We start from the raw sequence: 20467 nt of genomic DNA, 5'->3' as shown, positions 1-20467 counted from the left end.
CATCCTACCTACAGCGTCACGCCCGGCGGAATGTCCGCCTCCGTCACGCCCACGAGCTCCATGTTGGTGAGGATCGCGGTGCGGATGAAGCCGAGGCCCTTGTTGAAGTCGATCCAGGTGTTGACGTAGTCGCGCCAGGTCTTGTCGGTCTCGCGGCGGAAGCCGGCGTTCGAGGTGGTGGCGAAGATCGGCGTCGGCAGCACGAACTGGCCGAGCGAGGGATTCTTCTTCAGCACCGTCAGCGAGAGCATGGTGATCAGGCACTGCGCGTCGACGCGGCCGGTCTGCAGCGCGGCGGTGGCGTCATCGGCGGTCTTCAGGCGCGAGATCTGCGCCTTCGGGATCAGGCGGCTGATGACCTGGTCGTGCGAGGAGCCCTGGTCGACGGCGATCTTGATGTCGGGGGAGTTCAGCTCGGCCCAGGTCTTCGGCTTGAAATCCTTCTTGGCGAGGAAGCCGAAGGCGTTGTTGAAGACGGGAATCGAGAAATCGACCACCAGCGCGCGCTTCGGGGTCGGATTGAGGCCGAAGAAGATGTCGATCTTGTTGGACTGGAGATCGAGCACCGAATTGCCCCAGGTGGTCTCGGTGATCTCGAGCTCGGCTTCCATGTCGTCGGCGAGCGCCTTGGCGATGTCGATGTAAAAACCCTTCCACTGCCCGCTGGCGAGGTCCTTCATGTAATAGGGCGCGCCGCCATTGACCGCGCCGATCCGCATCTTCTTGGTGCGGCGGATGCGGGCGAAGGTGGATTCGCTGGCATCGGGGGCCGTCTGCGCCGCCGCCGGGGATGCGACCGCGCCTGCCGCCATTGCCGCGCCGACCGCGCCAAGCCCGACAATCGATGCAACATCACGACGTGTAACCATTTTTGGTATCGCTTTTCTGATTGGGTGAAGTTCCGGCAGCGTTCATACCAAGGCGGCACCATCAGTGAAAGCACAGCCTCTTGGCGCTTTGGGCGGGGATTTGCCCGGATGCTGGGCAGGCTGATACCCGATCCGATACCCGCTTGCTTTCCGGCCCTTTTGGCCCCAAATAGGGACCGGGAGATTGGCGGTGGACGAGCCACTCGCCAACCGGGTCAGGTCCGGAAGGAAGCAGCCCTAACGAGGTCCGGATCGGGTCGCTCGTCAGTCTCCTACCTGTTTTTTCGAGCGAATTGCGCCGGCGGGCTCCCCGCCAGCGCGCTCCTTTCCGCAAAAGCCGGCCGAGAGACATTTCATTGCGGATCGACCGATGACCGACGCTGGCGCCCCTTCCGACCCTGACAGCGCCAGCCAGGCTGGCTTTGAGCTCGGCGCCCAGCCGGGGACGCCGTACCGGGTGCTGGCGCGAAAATACCGTCCTTCCAGCTTCGACGATCTGATCGGCCAGGAGGCCGTGGTCCGCACCGTCTCCAATGCGTTCGAGACCGGGCGTATTCCGCAGGCCTGGATCCTCACGGGCGTCCGCGGCGTCGGCAAGACCACCACCGCGCGCATCCTCGCCCGTGCGCTCAACTATGAGATGCCGGACGGCTCGGTGAAGGGCCCGACCATCCACATGCCGACGCTGGGCGTGCACTGCCAGGCGATCATGGAAAGTCGGCACATGGACGTGCTGGAGATGGACGCCGCCTCGCACACCGGCGTTGATGACGTCCGCCAGATCAACGACAGCGTGCGCTATGCACCGGCCAGCGCCCGCTACAAGGTCTACATCATCGACGAAGTCCACATGCTGTCGACGGCGGCGTTCAACGCCTTCCTGAAGACGCTGGAGGAGCCGCCGGAGCACGCCAAGTTCGTGTTCGCGACCACCGAGATCCGCAAGGTTCCGGTGACCGTGCTGTCGCGCTGCCAGCGCTTCGACCTGCGCCGGGTCGAGGCCGATGTATTGATGAAGCATCTTGCCAATATCGCCGCGAGGGAAAGCGTCGAGATCGAGCCCGAGGCGCTTGGCATCATCGCCCGCGCGGCGGAAGGTTCCGTGCGCGATTCGCTCTCGCTGCTCGACCAGGCAATCGCCCATGCGGCGGGCCAGGTGAAGGCCGATGCCGTGCGGCAGATGCTGGGCCTTGCCGACCGCACCCGCGTCATCGACCTCTTCGATTCGCTGGTGCGCGGCGACATCGCCGCCGCCTTCAACGAGTTCCGCGACCAGTACGACACCGGTGCCGATCCCATCGTCGTGCTCTCGGACCTCGCCGAATTCGTCAACTTCGTCACCCGCGTCAAGATCGTGCCAGCCACCGCCGACAACGTCGCCTATGGCGAGACCGAGCGGCTGCGCGCGCGCGACTTTGCGTCCAAGATCTCGATGCGCGTCTTGTCGCGGATGTGGCAGATGCTGCTCAAGGGCATCACCGAGGTGCAGTCCGCAACGCGCCCGGCGGCCGCCGCGGAGATGGTGCTGGTCCGCATCGCCTATGTCGCCGACCTGCCGACGCCGGACGAAGCAATCAGGATGCTGGAGCAGAACGGCGGCGCTTCGCCGGTCGTGAGCGGCGGAAGCGCGGCGCGCAGCACGCCGACCGCGCCGGTTGCTTCTGCTGCGCCGGTGCGCGCGCCTTCGTCGCCGTCCTCATTCGGCGGTGGCGCGCGGCCGCAAATGGCAGCGCCCGCGCCGGAGATCCAAGGCTCGGCGCCCGCGCTGCGCATCACGAGCTTCACCCAGCTCGTCGCGCTCGCCGGCCAGAAGCGCGACCTCATGACCAAGGGCGCGCTCGAAAGCGACATGCGCCTCGTCCGTTTCGAGGAGGGCCGGCTGGAAGTCGCGCTCGAGCCGAACGCCTCCAAGACCATGATTTCCGAACTCGCGCGCAAGTTCGAGCTCTGGACCGGCCGCCGCTGGACGGTGATCGTGTCCAACGAGCAGGGCCAGCCGACACTGCGCTCGATCAACCAGGCCGCCAAGCAGGAGCACGCGCGGACCGCGGAGGCCGATCCACGCGTGCAGGAGGTGCTGTCGCGCTTCCCAGGCGCCAAGGTTGTCGAGGTCCGCAGGCTTGCCCCCGAGACGCCGGAATCCAATATTAACGCCGACTATGGCAGTGACGATCCCCCCGACGGTTCCGACATCGACGATCTCTAGAGCATGATCCGGATCCGAAGGGCCGAGTTAGCGCAAAGTGTGCAGCGGTGTTCCGGGAAGATCATGCTCAAACAAAATGCTAAAGCGTGTGTCATCGCGCTTTAGTCAGTTTTAAGGACACACCCGTTTTAAGGACAAGAACTCATGGCTGATTTTCTCGGCATGATGAAGCAGGCGGCGCAGCTGCAATCCAAGATGCAGGCGATGCAGGACGAGCTCGGGAATGTCGAGGTCGAGGGCATCTCCGGCGGCGGCCTGGTTGCGGTGCGCATGACCGCGAAGATGGACGTCAAGGGCGTCAGGATCGATCCTTCGCTCTTGAAGGCTGAGGAGCGCGAGGTGCTTGAGGATCTGCTCGTCACCGCACTCGGCGATGCGCGCCGCAAGGCGGAAGCCGCCATGCAGGAGAAGATGCAGGCGCTCACCGGCGGGCTCGGCCTGCCGCCGGGCCTGTTCGGCCAGTGACATGGGAGCCGTTGCCGGTCCCGAGATCGAACGCCTGATCCAGCTTCTGGCGCGGCTGCCCGGTTTGGGCCCGCGCTCGGCGCGGCGCGCCGCGCTGCACCTGATCAAGAAGCGCGAAGCGCTGATGATGCCGCTCTCCGCCGCCTTGCAGGTCGCGCTCGACAAGGTCCAGGTGTGCAAGACCTGCGGCAATATCGATACGCAAAGTCCCTGCACGGTCTGCACCGACCCGCGGCGCGACCCCGCCATCATCGTCGTGGTCGCCGATGTCGCCGATCTCTGGGCGCTGGAGCGGGCCAATGCGACGCAAGGGCGCTATCATGTGCTTGGCGCGACATTGTCGCCGCTCGACGGCGTCGGCCCGCAGGATCTCACCATCGACGCGCTGGTCGCCCGCGCGCATGATCCGCAGGTGCACGAGATCATATTGGCGCTGAACGCGACGGTGGACGGCCAGACCACGGCGCATTACATCACCGACCTGCTTCAGGACGCCAACGTAAAAGTAACCCGGCTCGCCCATGGTGTGCCAGTCGGCGGCGAGCTTGATTATCTCGATGAAGGTACGCTATCGGCGGCAATGCGGCAGCGGACCCTGTTCTAGCTATTCCCTTAAGACGACGGAACGGACGACATGACGAAACGATTCGCCAAACGGCTGGCTTTGGTCGCGACGATGATGGTGCTGGTGACGCCGGCCGTCTCGGCGCAGCAGGACGATGGTGCTCCGCCGCCGTCAAAGCCCGGCAAGCCGATCAACAACGGCGATGTGCTCTCGGGCGAGCTGAACACGATGCAGGTTCGCGATGCCAAGAAGGGCAAGAAGGTCGCGACCTACCAGATCACGTCCGAGCCGCGGCGGCTGCCCGCGCCCAGCGGGCTGTGCAATCTCGAGACCGGCCCCGAGACATTCCAGCTCGTCACTTCCAGCGACGCGCAGGCCGCGCAGTTGAAATCATTCGTCGGCAAGGAAATTTCCGTGAAGGTCGACGAGGTCGCCTGCGCCAGCGATCCCGGCCAGGTGAGCGAGGCCGTGATCACGAAATGGAGCCTGGTGAAGAAGCAGTAGGGGACGCGCCAATAACTCGGTGTCGTCGCCCGGCTTGACCGGGCGACCCAGTACGCCGCGGCGGTCGTAATAGATCTCGACGTCTCTGGAATACTGGATGCCCCGCCTTCGCGGGGCATGACGGATACCGTGATTGCTACACCCGCACCGGCCCAAGCGTCTCGAAATGTCCGCGCTTCTGCAAATATGCGAGCAGGATCAGGCTGGGCACCGCGACGACCACGCAAATCATGAAGAACAGTGGCCAGCCCGTCATCTTCGCCACGAAGCCGGCGCCTGACGAGAGATAGGTGCGCCCGACAGCGGCCAGTGCAGTGAGCAGCGCATATTGCGTCGCCGTGTGCAGCGGGTTCTGGCACAGCGCGGAGAGATAGGCGACGAAGATCACGGTGCCGATGGCGCTGGTGAAGTTCTCGCAGGTAATCGCAAAGGCGAGCGCCCATTGATTGGTGCCGACCAGCGCGAGCCACGAGAAGGACAGGTTCGCGATCGCCTGCACCACGCCGCCGATCCACAGGCTCGTTGCCAGCGAATAGCGCCGCGCGACGAAGCCGCCGGCAAAGCCGCCGATCAGGGTTGCGGCAAGGCCGACGCCCTTCACGATCGCCGCGTAGTCGTTGCGGGAGAAGCCGAGGTCGATCACGAACGGCGCCGTCATGGTGCCGGAGAACGCATCGGTGAACTTGAACAGCACCACGAAAGCGAGCGCGGCGAGCGCATCCTTGCGCGACAGGAATTCCGAGAAGGCGCCGATCGCAGCGTGCATGACGCGGACGAATGCCGTCTCGGTCTGCGTTGCGGCTTCGGCCTTTGCGGATTGTGCAGGCTCGGTGGCGAGGAGCGCGGTGATCGTGCCGATCAGCACCATCGCCGCCATCACCACATAGCCCCACATCCACGCCGACGGCTTCGGAATGCCGGTGCTTTCGAAGCCGGATACGATGAACAGCGCGCCCGCGGTCGAGACCAGCATGCCGATGCGATAGGCCGCCACATAGGAGGCCATGCCGGCGGCCTGCTCGCTCTCGGGCAGGCTCTCGACGCGGAAGGCGTCGACCACGATGTCCTGCGTCGAGGAAGTCGTTGCGACCAAGAGCGCGCCGAGCGCGACGAAGAACGGCGAGCGCGCAGGATCGGTCAGCGCCAGCAGAAGGATCGAGATGATCAGCAGGAGCTGCGAGAACAGCAGCCAGCCGCGGCGTCGCCCGAAGGCGCGGGTGAACAGCGGCACATGCAGCGCATCCACCAGCGGTGCCCAGAGGAACTTCAGCGTATAGGGCGTGCCGACCAGCGCGAACAGCCCGATGGTGCCGAGATCGACGCCGGATTCCCGCATCCACACCAGCAGCGTCGAGCCCGACAGCGCCAGCGGCAGGCCGGAGGAGAAGCCGAGAAACAGCACGATCAGCACCCGCGGCTGCAGGTACACGGCCAGGCTGTCGCGCCAGGAGGCGGCGGGAGCATCGGCGGTTGCCGGGGCAGTTCCGGAAGTCGCGTCGGGTGCGGTCATGGGGAGGTGTTAGCAGATTCTGGCGGCCACAAGTGAGGCGTCGTCGCCCGGCTTGACCGGGCGACCCAGTATTCCAGAGACCGGAATTATAGAGGACCAGCGATCCCCGGGTAGAGATCGTTCCAGTTCGGATTGTCTTTCTCGATGAGCGCGATCTTCCATGCGCGCTTCCATTTCTTCAAGCGCTTCTCGCGCTTGATCGCATTCTCGGGATCATCGAACTGCTCGAAATAGACCAGCTTCACGATGTCGTATTCCTTCGTAAAGCTATCGACCAATTTCAGCCTATGCTCGGCCACCCGGCGGACCAAATCATTGGTCACACCGATATAAAGCGTACCGCCGATCTTGCTGGCGAGGATGTAGACGTAGTAGCAGCGTGCGCCCATCTGCCGCCTCTGGGATGCTGGGTCGCCCGGTCAAGCCGGGCGACGACAGCCATATTGGGGTCGCAGGTTACTTTGACTCGGGAGGGGATCACTCCCCCGCCTGGAGCTTGCGCGGGAACAGCTCTGGTGTGGTCGCGACCAGGCGTGGGCCCTCCGGCGCGTCGGTCTTGCTGAAATCGAGCTCCTCGATCCGTCCCGCGCGCTTCTCGATCTTGTCGGCGGAGATCAGGACCTGGCGCACGTCCTCGTTCACATCGGCAAAATGCTTCTGCAGTTTCAGTACGCGGTCGCGCAGGCGGCCGAGATCGTCGCCGAGCTTGATCACTTCGGTGCGGATCTGGTCGGCGGCGTCGCGCATGCGCGCGTCCTTCATGATCTGCTGCATCACCTGGATCGCCAGCATCAGCAGCGAAGGCGAGACCAGCACGACGCGGGCGCGATAGGCCTTCTGGATCACGTCGTCGAAGCCGTCATGGATCTCGGCATAGACCGACTCCGACGGCACGAACATCAGCGCCATCTCCTGGGTCTCGCCGGTGACGAGATATTTTTCGGCGATGTCACTGACGTGTTTCATCACGTCGCCGCGCAGCCGCTGCGTGGCGATGCGCCGCTCCTCGTCGGTGCGCGCATCGTGCAGTGCCGTCATCGCCTCCAGCGGAAATTTGGCGTCGATGCAGAGTGGCCGCTGGTCTGGCAGGAACACCACGCAGTCCGGCCGCTTGCCGGTCGAGAGCGTGAACTGGAACTCGTAGGAGCCCTTCGGCAGCCCGTCCTGGACGATTGCCTCCATCCGCGCCTGGCCGAAGGCGCCGCGCGACTGCTTGTTGGCGAGTACGTCGCGCAGGGTGGTCACCTGCGTGGTCAGGTCGGTCAGGTTCTTGTGCGCGCTGTCGATGATGCCGAGCCGCTCGTGCAGCGCGCGCAGGCTCTCCATGGTGTTGCGCGTGGTGTGCTCCATGGACTGGCCGACGCGATGGGTCACCGAATCCAGCCGCTCGTTGACCGCGCGCGCCATCTCGGCCTGGCGGCCGGCGAGCGTCTGCGCCATTGCGTCGACCCGCCCCGAGGCCTCGCTCTGGGCGCGCAGCATCTGGCTGAGGCGCTCCTCCAGCTCGTCGGCCCGGATGGTCTGGGCCATGGCGAGTTCCGCCCCGCGCCGCGAGGACCGCGCGATGACGATGGCGATCACCAGGAGCAGGATGAGGGCCAGCACGCCAAAGCCGATCAGTGCGTCGGCTGTGCGCACCGGCCAGTCGCCAGCGGTAAAAATGATCTCGTTCATGTCAACCCTTCTAGCCGATTCGCGGCAGCGCGCGAACGAAGAGGGAACATTTATGGTTAACCAGCGGTGAATTTTTATGGTTAACGAAGCCCTAATTATTATGGTTAGCAGACCGTTAACGCCGTTCGCCGCCGGATTGACCGCACCGGGCGCGCGGCTTAAATCGCGCCATGGCCCTCAGAGAAATCATCATCCTGCCGGACAAGCAGTTGCGTCTGGTCTCCAAGCCGATTGAGAAGGTCACGGCGGAGATCCGCAAGCTTGCCGACGACATGTTCGAGACCATGTACGACGCGCCCGGCATCGGGCTTGCGGCGATCCAGGTCGCGCAACCCCTGCGTCTGATCACCATGGACCTCGCCAAGCGCGACGAGAGCGGCGAGACCGCGCGAGAGCCGCGCGTCTTCATCAATCCGGAGATCATCGCCTCGTCCGAGGAGCTGTCGGTCTACGAGGAGGGCTGTCTCTCGATCCCCGAATATTACGAGGAGGTCGAGCGGCCTGCGAAGGTGCGGGTGCGCTTCACCGATCTCGACGGCAAGCTGCACGAGGAGGATGCCGAAGGCCTCTACGCCACCTGCATCCAGCATGAGATCGACCATCTCAACGGCGTGCTGTTCGTCGACTACCTGTCGAAGCTCAAGCGCGACCGCGTGTTCAAGAAGTTCGAGAAAGCCGCCAAGCGCGCGGTGGAGTAGGGCTCTCCGTCATTCCGGGGCGATGCGAAGCATCGAACCCGGAATCTCGAGATTCCGGGTTCGGCTCTTCGAGCCGCCCCGGAGTGACGGAACGGAGAGACGTGACGGTCGGTATAGCTCGCAGGTTCTTTTCTGATGCCTCTACGCCTCATCTTCATGGGCACGCCCGATTTCTCCGTGCCGACGCTGCTCGAGCTCGTGGCGCACGGCCACGAGATCGTGGCTGTCTACACCCGTGCGCCGAAGCCGGGCGGGCGGCGCGGGCTGCAGTTGCAGCCGACCCCGGTTGAAGACGCCGCGCGAAAGCTTGGCATTCCCGTGTTGACGCCGAAGACCCTGAAGACGCCCGAAGCGCTCGAAGAATTCCGCGCGTTCGATGCCGATGCCGCCGTCGTCGTTGCCTATGGCATGATCCTGCCGCAGGCGATCCTCGATGCACCAAAGCTCGGTTGCTACAATCTGCACGCCTCGCTGCTGCCGCGCTGGCGCGGTGCTGCGCCCATCAACCGCGCGATCATGGCCGGAGACGCCGAGAGCGGCGTCATGGTGATGAAGATGGACGTGGGGTTGGACACCGGCGACGTAGCCATGGCCGAGCGTCTTGCGATTTCTGACACCATGACCGCCGCCGATCTGCACGATCGCCTCGCCCGGCTCGGCGCTGACTTGATGGTGCGTGCGATGGCCGCGCTCGAACGCGGCGCCCTCCAGCTCAAGAAGCAGAGCGAGGACGGCGTCACCTACGCCGCCAAGATCGACAAGGCCGAGGCGCGGATAGACTGGAGCAAGCCGGCCCGCGCGGTGCTGCGTCACATTCACGGCCTGTCGCCGTTTCCCGGCGCATGGAGCGAGCTTGCCGGCGCGAGCGAAAACGCGCGCGTGAAAATCCTGCGCTGTGAGCTCGCAAAGGGGGCGGGCGCGCCGGGCGACGTGCTCGATGAGCAGCTCACGATCGCCTGTGGCGAGGGCGCCATCCGCATCATCGAGCTCCAGCGCGAAGGCAAGGCGCGAATGCAGACGGCGGACTTTCTGCGCGGCGTGCCGCTGAAGGCAGGAGCCAAATTCACCTAACACTGTCATACCCCGCGCTGGCGGGGTATCCAGTACGCCGAGGCCTCTCGGTTGAACGGAGACGCTGCGGCGTACTGATCGCCCGGTCCCGTCTCCGCCAAGGCTCCGAAGAGGCTCGCGAACTCGGCTCGCCGGAGCTTCAGCGAAGGCGGCAAGCCGGGCGATGACAGCGAAATTGGACAAGATGCCCCGCTACAAGCTCACCATCGAATATGACGGCGCGCCGTTCTGCGGCTGGCAGGTGCAGGCGACGCTACCCTCGGTGCAGGGCGCGCTCGAGACGGCCGTGAAGGCGATGTGCGGCACCGACGTGCGCGTGCATGGCGCGGGCCGCACCGACGCCGGCGTGCACGCGCTCGGCCAGGTCGCGCATGTCGATATCGAAAAGCCCTTTGCGCCGGATCGCCTTCGCGATGGCCTGAATGCGCATCTGCGTCCGCATCCGATCGCGGTGCTCGAAGCCGCGATCGTGCCGGAGACGTTCGAGGCACGCTTCTCGGCCATCAAGCGCCACTACCGCTATCGCATCATCAACACCCGCGCCAATCTCACGCTCGACGTCGGCCACGCTTGGCGCGTGCCGCGCCGGCTCGACACTGGTGCCATGCATGCGGCTGCGCAGCGCCTTATCGGCAAGCACGATTTCACGACCTTTCGCGATACCGAGTGCCAGGCCAAATCGCCGGAGAAGACGCTCGATCAGCTCGACGTCTTGCGCGACGGGCGCGAAGTGACAATTCTCACCTCGGCGCGCTCCTTCCTGCACAGCCAGGTCCGCTCGATGGTGGGTTCGCTGGTCTGGGTCGGCGAAGGCCGCTGGAGCGCCGATGATCTCTCCGCAGCACTCAAAGCCCGCAATCGCGCCGCCTGCGGCATCGTCGCCCCGCCGGAGGGGCTTTATCTGGTGAAGGTGGATTACTAAGCTACGAGCGACTGAGCAGAGCTCTCGCCACACTCTCCGGTGTCATGCCCCGCGGAGGCGGGGCATCCAGCACGCCGCGGCTTCTCCGTATTCGTCACTGTCTCTGGAATACTGGATCGTCCGCTTTCGCGGACGATGACGGCGGAGTGGGTGGCAACGGCGGAATGTGTGGCGGGCGCCAGGGTAGTCTCGGAGCCCTACGCAAAATACCGCGTCAAAATCCCCCGATACACCTTCGTCAGCTTCTCGAGGTCCGCAACCGGCACGCGTTCGTCGACCTGGTGCATGGTCTGGCCGACCAGGCCGAACTCGATCACCGGGCAATAGCTGGAGATGAAGCGCGCATCCGAGGTGCCGCCTGACGTCGACAGCTCGGGCTTGCGGCCCGTCACCTCCTCGATTGCGGCGACCGCGAGATCGGTGAAGGGGCCGGGCTTGGTGACGAACACGTTGGAATTCGAGGGCTCCCAGATGATATGCGCGCGGATGCGGTTGCCGCAGGCTTTGGCCAGCCGCGTCTCGACGAGCTCGCGCAAGCTCGCCTGCGTGTGATTGTCGTTGTAGCGAATGTTGAACTTTGCGCGCGCCTGGCCGGGGATCACGTTGTAGGCGGTGTTGCCGACGTCGACTGAGGTGAATTCGAGGTTGGAGGCCTGGAACTGCGCGCTGCCATGATCGAGTGGCTCGTCGGAGATCGCCACGATCAGGCGGGAGATATCGGGCACCGGATTGGACGCGCGGTGCGGATAGGCAACGTGGCCCTGCCGTCCCTCGACATGGAGCGTGCCGGATTGCGAGCCGCGGCGGCCGACCTTGATGGTGTCGCCGAGTGTCTCGACATTGGAGGGCTCGCCGAGCACGCAATGATCGAACTTTTCGCCGCGCTCCGCGGCCCACTTCAAGAGTTTGATAGTGCCGTTGATCGAGACGTCTTCCTCGTCACCGGTGATCAGGAACGAGATCGAGCCCTTACCGTCCGCGTGCGGCTTGCCGCCATTGGCTGCGAGATGCTCCAACACCGCCGCGACGGAGCAGGCAATGCCGCCCTTCATGTCGACCGCGCCGCGGCCGTGCAGGATGCCGTCCTTCACTTCGCCGGAGAATGCACCGACGCTCCAGGCGCTCTCGTCGCCGGGCGGCACCACGTCGGTGTGGCCGGCAAAGGTGATGTGCGGGCCTTCGCTGCCGATCCTCGCGTAGAGGTTATCGACGTCGGCAAAGCCTGCTTCGGAGAAGGTCACGCGGTGGCAGGTGAAGCCTGCTGCGGTGAGCGCCTTTTCAAGCACCCCCAGCGCACCGGCATCGGCCGGGGTTACCGAAGGGCAGCGGATGAGGTCGCGGGCAATGGAGAGGGCATCGGTCATGCGCCCCGCTTAACATGCATGCCGCCGGGCGGGCTAGCGCTGGGCGGGACAAATTCGATCTCGTTCTGCTGGTCCCAGTTTTTCGCAGGGGCCGATGCGGCGCCGTCCTCGATTTCGGCCAGCGGATCTGGACCGAACCGGTTGCTGCCCGAGGTGCCGGGCACAATGAACATTTCGATCAACCCCCACAGCCACAGGATCGAAGCAGTGAGGCTGAACGGAAGCACCCAGTTGGAGTGAGGCAGCAGGTCCGAGAACTGACTGTAGAGGCCGGGGACGAGGAAGAACGCAACGATCCACCAGCCGCTCCTGTCGCGGTCGTGCAACCGCTTGATGGCCGTTGCCAGGAAAATCCATGAAAACAGCGCCAGGCCAAACGCCTTCAGGATCAGATCCGTGCGGTCAAAGGATGCCAGCGAGCGGTAGGCCCGAGGATCGACCAGTTTGAAGAGGTCGTCGAGGCCGAAGTCGAAATCGAGTTTTGAGGATAACGTCAACGATCCCTTGGCGGTGAGGAGGTGGATCACCTGACCGATCATTCCGAGCAAGGGCGCCAGAACCGCGACGATCAGCAGCGCCTGCCACAGCAGAGCGCGGTTGATGCGGCCGTCGAAGCGGAAGAGGTACCAGGTCCAGTCCATGCGAAGGCTCCGGGCGGCGAAGGCCGCCCGGTGATTGGTCGCTTGATTGGATTGCTGGGTTCGACCCTGCCAATCCGTCATCCTGAGGCGCTCGCGTAGCGAGCCTTGAAGGATGAGCGGCCGAGATGTCGCCGGGATGCAGCCGGGCCGTCGCCCTTCGAGGGCCGCTTCGCGGCCACCCCAGGGTGACGGAGAAGGAATGGCGCTCGCGGTGCGAAGTTAGTCCCGCAGCAGCTCGTTGATGCTGGTCTTGGACCGCGTGCGCTCGTCGACGCGCTTGACGATGACGGCGCAGGCGGTGCTCGGGCCCGGTTGGCCGTTCTTCATCGGCTTGCCGGGCAGGGCGCCGGGCACCACCACGGAATATTCCGGCACTTCGCCGATGAAAACCTCGCCGGTCTCGCGGTCGACGATCTTGGTCGAGGCGCCCAGGAACACGCCCATCGCCAGCACCGCGCCCTTGCGCACGATGACGCCCTCGGCGACCTCGCTGCGTGCGCCGATGAAGCAGTCGTCCTCGACGATCACGGGCTCGGCCTGCAGCGGCTCGAGCACGCCGCCGATGCCGACGCCGCCGGAGATGTGCACGCGCTTGCCGATCTGCGCGCAGGAGCCGACCGTCGACCAGGTGTCGATCATGGTGGATTCATCGACATAGGCGCCGAGATTGACGAAGGACGGCATCAGCACGACGTTGCGCGCGATGAAAGCCGAGCGGCGCACGATCGCGCCGGGCACGGCACGGAAGCCGGCGTCGCGAAACCGGTTCTCGCCCCAGCCGTCGAACTTCGAGGGCACCTTGTCCCACCACGAGGCCTTGCCGGGACCGCCGGGAATGGCTGCCATGTCGTTGAGGCGGAAGGAGAGCAGCACGGCCTTCTTCAGCCACTGATTGACCTTCCACTTGCCGCTCGCCTCACGCTCGGCGACACGGGCCTCGCCCTTGTCCAGGATCTCCAGCGCATGATCCACGGCCTCGCGCACCTCGCCCCTGGTCGAGGTCGAGATGCCGTCACGCGCGTCGAAGGCGCCGTTGATGGTGGATTCGAGGGCTTGGAGGGACATCGGGATTTCCTCAAGGAGGGAATGATTTGTGACGGATTGGGGGGCTTTTTCGGGATTTGAGGGGACGGAGTCAAGCTTGGTTCGCCGTCCTCACCCGCGAAAGCGGGTGATCCAGTACGCCGCGGCGGTTGTGATGAATCGAGACAGCAGTGATTAGTGGATACCCCGCTTTCGCGGGGTAGACGCCTTATTGGGGCTTCACCGCCGCAACGGCCTCAACGCGACAGCCTCGCCAAAAACCCGGCCAGATCGTCCGTGACATGGTCGACATGGGCGGCGTCGCGGCCTTCCAGTTCCCAGTCCTCGCGGACCACTTCTTTCGTGCCGTCGGGCACCACCAGCACCGTGGTCATGCCGAGCTCGTGCGGAACGGTGAGGTTGCGGGCGAGGTCCTCGAACATCGCGGCCCGGGTCGGATCGACCGCATGATCGGAGAGGAATTTCTGGTAGGTCTGCCGCGCCGGCTTCGGCTCGAACTCGGCGGCGATGATATCGAACACCGCATCGAAATGTGTGGCGAGGCCAAGCCGCGACAGCACCGCATCGACGTGGTCGACCGAACCGTTGGTCAGGATCAGCTTGCGCCCCGGAAGTTTCGCGATGGCCTCGCCGAGCGCCGGATTCGGTTGCAGCGGCGAGTGATCGATCTTGTGCACATAGGCGAGGTAGTCGTCGGCGCGCACGCCGTGCAGGGTCATCATGCCGCGCATGGTGGTGCCGAAGCGGCGGTAATAGTCCTTCTGGATATTGCGCGCTTCCTCAGCCGTCACGTTCAGCCAGCTGCAAACGAACTCCCCGATCCGCGCATCAACCTGCTGCCACAGGTTGACGTGATGCGGATAGAGTGTGTTGTCGAGATCGAACACCCAGGTGTCGATATGGGTGAAGGGGCGGGGTGGGGTCATCAAAGCTCTCTCAAACTCGTCGTCCCGGGGCGCGCGAAGCGCGAGCCCGGGACAGCGGTAATTGTGTCGCGAGTCGCACACCAGCACTCACGGCATCGCAAAGCGCAGCGTTTTGCCGCCGCTGCTCATGTCGACGGCGCCAAAGCCGGCCGCCGCAAATCCCCGCGCGCCGCAATCGACCTGCTCGTTGGTCTCGAACTTGGTCTCGCGCGTGCAAAGCTGCTTCTCGCCGCCCCAGTTCAGCGGCTTGTCCTTCAGCTTGATGGTGCGGTTGTCGGCGTCGACGGCTTCCGCAAAGCTGAAAATCTGTTTCGGCTGGCCGGCGACGTCAGGGTGCAGGCACTTGCCGGGATCGATGCGGTACCAGCCGCGGCTCGTCACCGCCTTGCCGTCGTCGGTCGCGACCGCTGCCATCACCTTGTGCGGCGTGTCGTTGCACCAGGTGAGCCCGCTTGGTGACGGTGTCTGCACCGCGTCGACCATGGTCTTGAAGAAGTTCGGCGACTGCGTCACGTCGGATGGCAGCCCGCGGCTCTTCAGGAAAGCGGCGAGCGCTGATTGCGTCTTCGGTCCGTCGACGCCGTCGATCGCGCCGGCGTCATAGCCGGCGATCGCCAGCAGCCGCTGAATGCCGGCGAGCCGGGCCTGCTCGTCGTCATACTCCGAGTCCTCGGCGAGATAGGCGACGAGGTTGCCGTCGTCGCCCTGCGTCGGCGTCACCTGGGTGAAGGCGGCTTGCGTCTGTCCGCTGCGGCATTGGCGCGCGGCAGCGATGACGAAATTCTCCTGCGCGATGCACAGCATGTCGCTGCCATTCTGCGGGATCGGGGAGGCGCCATAGACGCCGAGCGCGCGCGCATGGAGCAGGATACGGTCGGCGGTCAGCGTGCCCTGCACCACCACGCGGCAGGTGGCCGGATCGATCCGGAACCAGCCGCGCGTCGCGGTCGCCGCCTTGTCGTCGATGCCGATCGCGGCTTCCACGACATAGGACATGCGGTTGCAGATCTTGAGGTCGGCGAGAGCCGGGGCGGCCGACGCGAAGAACGAGACGACCGCCGCCGGCAACGTCATCAGGAGGCGGGTCAGGGCGGTGCGGCGCCTTGGCCCGGCCATGACGGCTGCTCTCGTCGTCCCGTCCCTCACTTGTGGATCAGCGTTCCCGTGCCCTGGTTGGTGAAGAGCTCGAGCAGCACCGCGTGCTGCATCTTGCCGTCGATGATGACGACGCCCTGCACGCCCTGTTCGAGCGCGTAGATGCAGGTCTCGACCTTCGGGATCATGCCGCCGGAAATGGTGCCGTCGGCGATTAGTTTTCGCGCGTCCTTCACCGAGAGTTGCGGGATCAGCTTCTTCGACTTGTCGAGCACGCCCGGCACGTCAGTGAGCAGCAGCAGGCGCTTGGCCTTCAGCGCGCCAGCGACCGCACCGGCAAAGGTGTCGGCGTTGACGTTGAAGGTCTGGCCTTCCTTCGAGGTCGCCAGCGGCGCGAGCACCGGGATCAGCTCGTAGCCGATGAGCTGGTTGAGCAAAGTGAGATCGACTTTCTCCGGCTCGCCGACGAAGCCGAGATCGACCACCTTCTCGATGTTGGAGCCGGGATCGATCATGGTGCGCGTCGCCTTGGTGGCGGTCACCATGTTGCCGTCCTTGCCGCAGAGGCCGACGGCCTTGCCGCCGGCTTCATTGATGTAGCCGACGAGCTGCTTGTTGATGGAGCCGGCGAGCACCATCTCGACGATCTCGATGGTCGCCTTGTCGGTGATGCGCAGGCCCGCGGCAAACTCCGAGACGATGCCGAGGCGCTTGAGCATGGTCGCGATCTGCGGCCCGCCGCCATGCACGACCACCGGGTTGATCGCGGTCTGCTCGAGCAGGACGATGTCGCGGGCAAAATTCTTCGCGGTCTCCTCGTCGCCCATGGCATGGCCGCCATATTTGATGACGATGGTTTCCTCGTCGTACTGCTGCATGTGCGGCAGCGCTTCGGACAGGATGCGGGCCTGGTCGAGCGGAGAGATGTCGGTCATGGGGCGGATCTCGCTGGCGGGACTGTCGGGCCGCGTTCTATCCGATTGGCGGGCGAGGCGCAAAGCGTCATCCGCACCACTCTCGTGTCCCGGACGCGGTGCGGCACGCAGTGACGCGCCGCTGGGCCGGGACCCAGCGTCGGCATGGGCCCGGCTCAGCAGCGCACCGCTGAAGCGCTGCGCTGCGTCCGGGGCACGAGAGTTATCAACGCGGCACTACCGCTGCCACGCCCACCGCCAGCCAGCTCAAAATCATCAGCGTGCCGCCCGTCGGGGCGGCGTAGGGAAACAGCGAATGGCCGGCGTATTGGCGCAGCGTCAGGTCGCCGGCGAACAATGCGGCCGCAATCGCGAAGCCGAAGGCGGCGGTGAGGCCAATTCCGCCGTGCAGAAGGCCGCGCGCGAGCAGCGCCGTCGTCGCCAATATGGCAGTTGCGTGAAACAGCAGCATCGAGCTTGCCGTGGCGAGCCGGCTTGCCTCCGCGCCGTGGGCGCCAGCCGCTGCCAGCGCCATGCCGGCGGCGCCCATCAAACCGGCAAGCCCGATCAACAGGCGGAACGCTTGCGGCATCACGCCCGCTCTTCCAGCAGCCGTGCCATCGCGGCGCGCAAGCTCTCCATGCCGGTCGAGCTGCGCGAGGAGGTCGCGAGCACGTTCGGAAACGCCGCCGGGTGCTTTGCCAGCGCCGCTTCCGTTTCGGTGATACGGCTGGCAAGCTCCGAAGCCTTCACCTGATCGGCCTTGGTCAGCACGATCTGGTAGCTGACGGCCGAACGGTCGAGCGTCTTCAGGATTTCGAGATCGACATCCTTGAGGCCGTGCCGCGCGTCGATCAGCACATAGACGCGCGCCAGTGATGCGCGGCCGAGCAGGAATTTGTGGATCAGGTCGGTCCAGGATGCGACCTGCGTCTTCGGCGCCTTGGCATAGCCGTAGCCGGGCATGTCGACGAGCCGCAGGTCGGACTTTCCTGGGACTTCGAAGAAGATCAGCTCCTGCGTCCGCCCCGGCGTATGCGCGGTGCGCGCGAGATTGTTGCGGCCGGTCAGCGCGTTGATCAGGCTCGATTTGCCGACATTGGAGCGCCCGGCAAAGGCGATCTCCAGCCCCGCCATCGGTGGCAGCGTTTGAATCGAGGGCGACGCCCAGATGAACTGCCAGTCGCGCGCGAACAGCTTTCGCCCCGCTTCGATCAGCCTGTCGTCGGTTTCTGCGTTCATGCGAATGCCCGCTCGCTCCCCGCGTCATTGCGAGCGAAGCAAAGCAATCCAGACTTTCTCCGCGGAAACAGTCTGGATTGCTTCGTCGCTTCGCTCCTCGCAATGACGGCGTTAGGTCGCCTCAGTCACTTTTTTTTTGAACGAGCTGCGGATGTTGTCGAACAGCTCCACCTTCACGCCGTTGCGGCGCATGATGAAGCTTTGCTGGATCACCGAGAGCGTGTTGTTCCAGGCCCAGTAGATCACGAGGCCCGCGGGGAAGCCCGCCAGCATGAAGGTGAAGATCAGCGGCATCCAGTCGAAGATGATCTTCTGCGTCGGATCCGGCGGCGTCGGGTTCAGCTTCATCTGGAACCACATCGTGATGCCCATGATGATCGGCCAGATGCCGAGCGCGAGATAGTGGCCGAACACCGGGATCGTGGTCGGATCGAACGGGATCAGCCCGAACAGCGTGAACAAATTGGTCGGATCCGGCGCCGAGAGGTCCTTGATCCAGCCGTAGAAATGCGCGTGCCGCATCTCGATGGTGACGAACAGCACCTTGTAGAGCGAGAAGAACACGGGGATCTGGATCACCACGGGAAGACAGCCGGCGACCGGATTGATCTTCTCCTTGCGGTAGATCTCCATCATCTCCTGCTGCTGCTTCACCTTGTCGTCGGGATAGCGCTCGCGGAGCGCCTGAAGCTGCGGCTGGATCGACTTCATCTTCGCCATCGAGGCGTAGGACTTGTTCGCCAGCGGGAAGAACAGCAGCTTCACGATGACGGTCACGAGCAGGATCGAGATGCCGAAATTGCCGAAGAAGCGGTAGAAGAAGTCGAGGCCTAAGAACATCGGCTTGGTGATGAAGTAGAACCAGCCCCAGTCGATCAACAGATCGAAATGGTTCAGGCCGAGATCCTTGTTGTAGCCGCCGAGGCCTGCGAACGGGAACACGCCGACGACGCCGGCTTCCTTGGCGCCGGCGAACAGCCGCGCATTCGCCGTCGCGGTGCCGCCGATCGCGACGGTCACGGGATCGAGCAGATAGTCGGTCTGGTAGCTCCGGATATTGTTGGCGAGATCCGACGAAAAGCGCGCCTGGAGCTGCGCATTGGTGTCGGGCAACAGCGCCGAAGCCCAGTACTTGTCGGTGATGCCCAGCCAGCCGTCGGTGGCCTTGAAGTTCACCTGCTTGGCTTCGTCGATCTTCTTGTAGGCGTATTCCTGCAAGCCATGCTCGCCGAGATAGCCGATCAGGCCTTCATGCAGGATGTAGTAGCCGGAGACCTGCGGCGTGCCGTGGCGCGAGATCAGCGCGTAAGGATAGAGAGTGACCGGCGCATTGCCGACATTGCTCACCTCGTCCTTGATGGTGAAGAGATAGTGGTCGTCGACCGCGATGGTCCGGCGGAAGGTCAGGCCCTCGCCATTGTCATATTTCAGCACGACCGGCGTCGACGGCGTCAGGTTGCCCGAGCCGTCCTGCTGCCAGACCGTCGAGGCGTCCGGCAGCTTGGCCGAGACGCCCTGTCCCCGCACCCAGCCGAACTCGGCGTAATAAGGCTGCGCGGTGCCGGACGGCGAATAGAGGATGATCGGCGGCGAGCTCGGGTCGACCGTCTCGCGGTACTGCACCAGCGCGAGGTCGTCGATGCGGCCGCCCTTCAGCGCGATGCTGCCGGCAAGGCGCGGGGTGTCGATCTTCACGCGCGGGCTGGCTGAAATCGCGGTGTCACGGGCAACGACCGGCTGGTTGCCGGAGGTAGGCGCGGCCGGTGCCGGCGTGGCGCCAGCCTGCGGCGCGGTCGTCGCGGTTCCGGATTGGGGCGAGGCGGTCGGGCTCGGCTGCGGCGCGTTCTTCTGAAGCTCGGCCTGCGCCTGCTGCTGCGCCCGCTGCTTCTCCATCTGCGGCACGTTGTAGAAATACTGCCACGCGATCAGCACCAGGCCGGACAGAATGACGGCGAGGATGGTGTTGCGGTTGTCGGTCATCTTTGGATTCTCGTCATCAGTCCGGTTTGCGGTCCGCAGGTAAGGGCTTCTGCCCGCGTCCCTTCGTCGCCGGCCGCTGCGATTGGGCGAACGCTGCACGGAGGTCGTCGAGCATGACCGCGAATTCGCGCGTCAGCGCGTCCCTGCGGCCGACTAGCACATAATCATGGTGGGGGTGCATCGACAGCGGGTCGCAGCACTTCACCAGTTCGCGAAGCCTGCGCCGGATGCGATTGCGCTCGGTAGCGGTGCCGTTTTTCTTGGTAACGGTAAAGCCGACCCGGATCGGGCCGGCGTCATCGCGGCGACGGCTTTGCAGGACGAACGCGGGCCTGTTCACCCGCGCGCCATTGGCAACGGCGAGGAAATCCGCCCGCTGCCTCAGCCGATCCATGATGAAATCCCAAAAAGGGCCAGTCCGGCTCAGGCGCTCAGACGCTTGCGGCCGCGGGCGCGGCGGGCGGCGAGGACCTTGCGGCCGCCGGCGGTGGCGAGGCGAGCACGGAAGCCGTGACGGCGCTTGCGCACCAGTTTGCTGGGTTGATAAGTCCGCTTCACGGGTTGTTCTCCGCTGACCGGGCAATTTGCCTTTGGAATTGATGGATACGTCCGAAAGATGCGGCCCAAAACGGGCCCTTTCCGGCCCCAAAAGAGCCGCTCCCGGTGTCACACCGGGTCATCGCGGACAATTCGGCGCGGCTTATAAGGGAGCGTCCCGTTTTCGTCAACGCCGCGGGGCGGGTCCAATTGGCGAATATCGCTGTTTCCGCGGGGTTT

General features: G+C 64.7%; 22 protein-coding genes and 1 other RNA gene. 8 read left to right on the top strand and 15 right to left on the bottom strand.

Annotation, left to right across the window (positions count from 1 at the left end; all coding sequences use genetic code 11):
• Positions 1-8: 8 nt before the first annotated feature.
• Entirely contained in the window at positions 9-869 is an 861-nt protein-coding gene (locus Q2941_RS24585) for a transporter substrate-binding domain-containing protein (RefSeq protein ID WP_458193969.1), read from the bottom strand.
• Between the two features lie 179 nt (positions 870-1048).
• On the opposite strand from Q2941_RS24585, the gene ffs reads away from it, so the two are divergent.
• From ffs to Q2941_RS24560, 5 genes are all read left to right on the top strand, one after another.
• Positions 1049-1145, top strand: an RNA gene (ffs, locus tag Q2941_RS24580) — signal recognition particle sRNA small type.
• A 94-nt stretch (positions 1146-1239) separates the two neighbouring features.
• The gene (locus Q2941_RS24575; RefSeq protein ID WP_027520816.1) at positions 1240-3075 is read left to right on the top strand and encodes a DNA polymerase III subunit gamma/tau; all 1836 of its coding nucleotides are present in this window, start codon (positions 1240-1242) and stop codon (positions 3073-3075) included.
• A gap of 144 nt (positions 3076-3219) precedes the next feature.
• Positions 3220-3540: a YbaB/EbfC family nucleoid-associated protein gene (locus Q2941_RS24570; RefSeq protein ID WP_027520815.1), complete on the top strand. Its 321-nt coding sequence runs from the start codon at positions 3220-3222 to the stop codon at positions 3538-3540.
• Position 3541: 1 nt separating this feature from the next.
• A complete protein-coding gene (gene recR, locus Q2941_RS24565) occupies positions 3542-4144 on the top strand; it encodes a recombination mediator RecR (protein ID WP_027520814.1) in 603 nt (200 codons plus the stop codon).
• A gap of 30 nt (positions 4145-4174) precedes the next feature.
• On the top strand, positions 4175-4609 hold the full coding sequence (locus Q2941_RS24560) for a hypothetical protein (RefSeq protein WP_458193968.1): 435 nt from the start codon (positions 4175-4177) through the stop codon (positions 4607-4609).
• 136 nt (positions 4610-4745) lie between these two features.
• On the opposite strand, the gene Q2941_RS24555 is transcribed toward Q2941_RS24560, so the two are convergent.
• From Q2941_RS24555 to Q2941_RS24545, 3 genes are all read right to left on the bottom strand, one after another.
• On the bottom strand, positions 4746-6119 hold the full coding sequence (locus Q2941_RS24555) for an AmpG family muropeptide MFS transporter (RefSeq protein WP_027520812.1): 1374 nt from the start codon (positions 6117-6119) through the stop codon (positions 4746-4748).
• A gap of 86 nt (positions 6120-6205) precedes the next feature.
• Positions 6206-6508 carry a GIY-YIG nuclease family protein gene (locus tag Q2941_RS24550; RefSeq protein WP_458193967.1) on the bottom strand — a complete coding sequence of 101 codons (303 nt, stop codon included), beginning with the start codon at positions 6506-6508 and terminating at the stop codon, positions 6206-6208.
• An 88-nt stretch (positions 6509-6596) separates the two neighbouring features.
• On the bottom strand, positions 6597-7793 hold the full coding sequence (locus tag Q2941_RS24545; RefSeq protein ID WP_027520810.1) for a DNA recombination protein RmuC: 1197 nt from the start codon (positions 7791-7793) through the stop codon (positions 6597-6599).
• A gap of 170 nt (positions 7794-7963) precedes the next feature.
• Here Q2941_RS24545 and def point away from each other — a divergent pair, with 170 nt between their 5' ends.
• The 3 genes from def (at position 7964) to truA (ending at position 10484) form a co-directional block, all read left to right on the top strand.
• Positions 7964-8491, top strand: a complete 528-nt coding sequence (gene def / locus Q2941_RS24540) for a peptide deformylase (protein WP_027520809.1) — start codon at positions 7964-7966, stop codon at positions 8489-8491.
• Between the two features lie 135 nt (positions 8492-8626).
• Positions 8627-9562, top strand: a complete 936-nt coding sequence (gene fmt / locus Q2941_RS24535) for a methionyl-tRNA formyltransferase (protein ID WP_027520808.1) — start codon at positions 8627-8629, stop codon at positions 9560-9562.
• A 184-nt stretch (positions 9563-9746) separates the two neighbouring features.
• Positions 9747-10484, top strand: coding sequence for a tRNA pseudouridine(38-40) synthase TruA (gene truA / locus Q2941_RS24530; protein WP_027520807.1), 738 nt, complete (start codon positions 9747-9749; stop codon positions 10482-10484).
• A 197-nt stretch (positions 10485-10681) separates the two neighbouring features.
• Here the strand turns inward: truA and dapE are convergent, their stop codons facing one another.
• From dapE to rpmH, 11 genes are all read right to left on the bottom strand, one after another.
• Complete coding sequence (dapE, locus tag Q2941_RS24525; protein ID WP_027520806.1) at positions 10682-11848, bottom strand: succinyl-diaminopimelate desuccinylase; 1167 nt, start codon at positions 11846-11848, stop codon at positions 10682-10684.
• Positions 11845-12489, bottom strand: coding sequence for a DUF805 domain-containing protein (locus tag Q2941_RS24520; protein ID WP_458193966.1), 645 nt, complete (start codon positions 12487-12489; stop codon positions 11845-11847). Before Q2941_RS24520 ends, dapE begins: the two co-directional genes overlap by 4 nt.
• Before the next feature lie 219 nt (positions 12490-12708).
• On the bottom strand, positions 12709-13554 hold the full coding sequence (dapD, locus tag Q2941_RS24515; protein WP_254110013.1) for a 2,3,4,5-tetrahydropyridine-2,6-dicarboxylate N-succinyltransferase: 846 nt from the start codon (positions 13552-13554) through the stop codon (positions 12709-12711).
• A gap of 215 nt (positions 13555-13769) precedes the next feature.
• The gene (locus Q2941_RS24510; protein ID WP_027520803.1) at positions 13770-14459 is read right to left on the bottom strand and encodes a pyrimidine 5'-nucleotidase; all 690 of its coding nucleotides are present in this window, start codon (positions 14457-14459) and stop codon (positions 13770-13772) included.
• Between the two features lie 87 nt (positions 14460-14546).
• On the bottom strand, positions 14547-15533 hold the full coding sequence (locus Q2941_RS24505; protein ID WP_027520802.1) for a DUF1036 domain-containing protein: 987 nt from the start codon (positions 15531-15533) through the stop codon (positions 14547-14549).
• 68 nt (positions 15534-15601) lie between these two features.
• Positions 15602-16489, bottom strand: a complete 888-nt coding sequence (gene argB, locus Q2941_RS24500) for an acetylglutamate kinase (protein WP_254110014.1) — start codon at positions 16487-16489, stop codon at positions 15602-15604.
• 205 nt (positions 16490-16694) lie between these two features.
• On the bottom strand, positions 16695-17060 hold the full coding sequence (locus tag Q2941_RS24495; protein WP_027520800.1) for a DUF423 domain-containing protein: 366 nt from the start codon (positions 17058-17060) through the stop codon (positions 16695-16697).
• On the bottom strand, positions 17060-17710 hold the full coding sequence (gene yihA, locus Q2941_RS24490; protein WP_458193965.1) for a ribosome biogenesis GTP-binding protein YihA/YsxC: 651 nt from the start codon (positions 17708-17710) through the stop codon (positions 17060-17062). Before yihA ends, Q2941_RS24495 begins: the two co-directional genes overlap by 1 nt.
• Positions 17711-17821: 111 nt before the next feature.
• Complete coding sequence (gene yidC / locus Q2941_RS24485; protein WP_254110015.1) at positions 17822-19690, bottom strand: membrane protein insertase YidC; 1869 nt, start codon at positions 19688-19690, stop codon at positions 17822-17824.
• Positions 19691-19706: 16 nt separating this feature from the next.
• Entirely contained in the window at positions 19707-20084 is a 378-nt protein-coding gene (rnpA, locus tag Q2941_RS24480; RefSeq protein ID WP_027520797.1) for a ribonuclease P protein component, read from the bottom strand.
• A 29-nt stretch (positions 20085-20113) separates the two neighbouring features.
• The gene (gene rpmH / locus Q2941_RS24475; protein WP_008542748.1) at positions 20114-20248 is read right to left on the bottom strand and encodes a 50S ribosomal protein L34; all 135 of its coding nucleotides are present in this window, start codon (positions 20246-20248) and stop codon (positions 20114-20116) included.
• Positions 20249-20467 lie beyond the last annotated feature (219 nt).

It is taken from the genome of Bradyrhizobium sp. UFLA05-153 (genome assembly GCF_054185185.1).
This window is presented reverse-complemented; position numbering and strand designations above follow the sequence as displayed.

Bases quoted from the DNA above. Each gene is read 5' to 3' on its own strand.
- Q2941_RS24585 (WP_458193969.1), bottom strand. From the start codon at position 869: ATGGTTACACGTCGTGATGTTGCATCGATTGTCGGGCTTGGCGCGGTC.
- Q2941_RS24575 (WP_027520816.1), top strand. From the start codon at position 1,240: ATGACCGACGCTGGCGCCCCTTCCGACCCTGACAGCGCCAGCCAGGCT.
- Q2941_RS24570 (WP_027520815.1), top strand. From the start codon at position 3,220: ATGGCTGATTTTCTCGGCATGATGAAGCAGGCGGCGCAGCTGCAATCC.
- recR (WP_027520814.1), top strand. From the start codon at position 3,542: ATGGGAGCCGTTGCCGGTCCCGAGATCGAACGCCTGATCCAGCTTCTG.
- Q2941_RS24560 (WP_458193968.1), top strand. From the start codon at position 4,175: ATGACGAAACGATTCGCCAAACGGCTGGCTTTGGTCGCGACGATGATG.
- Q2941_RS24555 (WP_027520812.1), bottom strand. From the start codon at position 6,119: ATGACCGCACCCGACGCGACTTCCGGAACTGCCCCGGCAACCGCCGAT.
- Q2941_RS24550 (WP_458193967.1), bottom strand. From the start codon at position 6,508: ATGGGCGCACGCTGCTACTACGTCTACATCCTCGCCAGCAAGATCGGC.
- Q2941_RS24545 (WP_027520810.1), bottom strand. From the start codon at position 7,793: ATGAACGAGATCATTTTTACCGCTGGCGACTGGCCGGTGCGCACAGCC.
- def (WP_027520809.1), top strand. From the start codon at position 7,964: ATGGCCCTCAGAGAAATCATCATCCTGCCGGACAAGCAGTTGCGTCTG.
- fmt (WP_027520808.1), top strand. From the start codon at position 8,627: ATGCCTCTACGCCTCATCTTCATGGGCACGCCCGATTTCTCCGTGCCG.
- truA (WP_027520807.1), top strand. From the start codon at position 9,747: ATGCCCCGCTACAAGCTCACCATCGAATATGACGGCGCGCCGTTCTGC.
- dapE (WP_027520806.1), bottom strand. From the start codon at position 11,848: ATGACCGATGCCCTCTCCATTGCCCGCGACCTCATCCGCTGCCCTTCG.
- Q2941_RS24520 (WP_458193966.1), bottom strand. From the start codon at position 12,489: ATGGACTGGACCTGGTACCTCTTCCGCTTCGACGGCCGCATCAACCGC.
- dapD (WP_254110013.1), bottom strand. From the start codon at position 13,554: ATGTCCCTCCAAGCCCTCGAATCCACCATCAACGGCGCCTTCGACGCG.
- Q2941_RS24510 (WP_027520803.1), bottom strand. From the start codon at position 14,459: ATGACCCCACCCCGCCCCTTCACCCATATCGACACCTGGGTGTTCGAT.
- Q2941_RS24505 (WP_027520802.1), bottom strand. From the start codon at position 15,533: ATGACGTTGCCGGCGGCGGTCGTCTCGTTCTTCGCGTCGGCCGCCCCG.
- argB (WP_254110014.1), bottom strand. From the start codon at position 16,489: ATGACCGACATCTCTCCGCTCGACCAGGCCCGCATCCTGTCCGAAGCG.
- Q2941_RS24495 (WP_027520800.1), bottom strand. From the start codon at position 17,060: ATGCCGCAAGCGTTCCGCCTGTTGATCGGGCTTGCCGGTTTGATGGGC.
- yihA (WP_458193965.1), bottom strand. From the start codon at position 17,710: ATGAACGCAGAAACCGACGACAGGCTGATCGAAGCGGGGCGAAAGCTG.
- yidC (WP_254110015.1), bottom strand. From the start codon at position 19,690: ATGACCGACAACCGCAACACCATCCTCGCCGTCATTCTGTCCGGCCTG.
- rnpA (WP_027520797.1), bottom strand. From the start codon at position 20,084: ATGGATCGGCTGAGGCAGCGGGCGGATTTCCTCGCCGTTGCCAATGGC.